The 1901-nt window shown below is 74.9% G+C and carries 3 protein-coding genes; all 3 read left to right on the plus strand.

The window, feature by feature from the left end; genetic code table 11:
• The first annotated feature begins 72 nt into the window (after window positions 1-72).
• From sigJ to ACFWJB_RS31940, 3 genes are read left to right on the plus strand one after another with little or no spacing between them, the layout of a single operon-like run.
• Window positions 73-1011 (plus strand): RNA polymerase sigma factor SigJ, encoded by a 939-nt coding sequence (gene sigJ, locus ACFWJB_RS31930; protein ID WP_386926570.1) that lies wholly within the window; start codon window positions 73-75, stop codon window positions 1009-1011.
• Between the two features lie 51 nt (window positions 1012-1062).
• Window positions 1063-1311, plus strand: coding sequence for a CocE/NonD family hydrolase (locus ACFWJB_RS31935; RefSeq protein ID WP_386926615.1), 249 nt, complete (start codon window positions 1063-1065; stop codon window positions 1309-1311).
• Window positions 1312-1357: 46 nt separating this feature from the next.
• On the plus strand, window positions 1358-1819 hold the full coding sequence (locus ACFWJB_RS31940) for a VOC family protein (protein ID WP_386926572.1): 462 nt from the start codon (window positions 1358-1360) through the stop codon (window positions 1817-1819).
• Window positions 1820-1901 lie beyond the last annotated feature (82 nt).

Raw genomic sequence — 1901 nt, forward strand, 5'->3', positions numbered from 1 at the left:
AGCCTCACACTCCGCGGGGCCGTTCTGTCAGACCGTCGACAGCGACCGCGACACGAGGAAGCGGGGGACACCGTGACCGTCCAGCCCGGACCGCAGGACGACCTGCTCGACCCGAGCCTGGCCGCGCTCGTCGGCGAACGGCGCCGGCTGACCAACCTCGCCTACCGGCTCCTCGGCTCCCTGTCCGACGCCGAGGACGTCGTCCAGGAGACCTACGTCCGCTGGTACGCCATGTCCCGGCAGCGCCAGGAGGCCGTCGAGTCGGTCGGCGGCTGGCTGACCACGGTCGCCACCCGCATCTGCCTCAACCTGCTCGGCTCGGCACGGGCCCGGCGCGAGCGGTACGTGGGGCAGTGGGTCCCCGAGCCGCTGCCGGAACGGGCCGAGCGGTCCGGCCGGGCGCCGGGGGCCGAGACCGGCGACCCGGCCGACCGCGTCACCCTGGACGAGTCGGTCCACATGGCCTTCCTGGTCGTGCTGGAATCCATGACCCCCGCCGAACGCGTCGCGTTCGTGCTGCACGACGTCTTCCGCTACTCCTTCCCCGAGGTGGCCGAGATCGTCGGCCGCAGTCCGGCCGCCTGCCGCCAGCTGGCCTCCTCGGCCCGCCGCCGTGTCCGCGACGCGCGGCCGCCGTCCCGTCCCGTACCCGCCGAGCGGGCCGCCGGTGTCGTCAGGGAGTTCGCGCAGGCCTGGGAGGCCAAGGACATCGAGGCACTCGTCGGCCTCCTCGACCCCGCCGCGACGGCGGTCGGCGACGGCGGTGGCCACGTCACCGCCGTCGCGTCCCCGATCGAGGGCGGTGAGGAGGTGGCGCGGTTCTTCGTCGGTGTCGCCGACAGGCTGTCCGGTCTCGTGCTCGTCGAGCGGACCGTCAACGGGCGGCCCGGCCTGGTGGCCGAGGACGCCGGCAGCACGGTGGCGGTGTACGCGTTCGACATCGCCGGTGACCGCATCCGGCACGTCTGGGGCGTGCTGAACCCGGAGAAGCTCCGGCCCTGGACCGCGTGACCCGCGCGCACCGGAGGGGCCGGGCCACCTGCGAGCCCGGCCCCGCACTTCATCGAGTGGGTCGCCGCGCAGCCGTGGTGCGACGGCAACGTCGGCACGATCGGCATCTCCTACTTCGGCTGTCACCCACAAGATCTACCGGGACGCCGCGCACCCCTCCCGCCTCGTCCTGCCGTTCACCACGGCCGCGGCCACGGGCGCCGACCGGTAGGAGGCGGCGACGACGCGGGGGCGCCGCGACGTCGTCCCGGGAAAGCGGGCGGACAACGGCCGCACGGGGTGTCAGGGTGGGCTCGATGAACACCGGCCGACTCGACACCGGCCCCGCCGCGAACGGAGCACCCCGATGAGCCGCCACTTCCAGGTCACCTTCGACGCCCACGACCCCCGGGCGCTGTCGAGCTTCTGGCGCGAGGTCCTGGGCTACGTCCACCCCGGCCCGCCCGGAGTCGACGTACCCGAGGGCACCGACCCGCTGGCCGCGTGGGACGACTTCCTCGCGCGGATCGGTGTGCCGGAGGACCAGCGCAACAGCAGGTCGGCCATCGAGGACCCGGACGGGCACGGTCCGCGGGTGTTCTTCCAGCAGGTGCCGGAGGGCAAGACCGCCAAGAACCGGGTCCACCTCGACGTCCGGGCGGCCCCCGGACTCGAGGGGGAAGAGCGGATGGCGGCGCTGGAGGCCGAGTGCGACCGGCTCGTGGCGCTGGGCGCGAAGCGCGAGCGCCGCTTCGAGCCCGAGCCCCCGCTGGGCACCGGCTTCATCGTGATGACCGACCCCGAGGGCAACGAGTTCTGCCTGGACTGACGCGCCGGGGCCGGGGCGGGGCCGGGGGCCCGCCCCGCCCCGCGCGGACCCGGGGGGCCCGGGGGGCCCCCGCGGGAAGCGA

The sequence above is a fragment of the Streptomyces sp. NPDC127100 genome, assembly GCF_042724095.1.
In the GTDB taxonomy this organism is placed as follows: domain Bacteria; phylum Actinomycetota; class Actinomycetes; order Streptomycetales; family Streptomycetaceae; genus Streptomyces.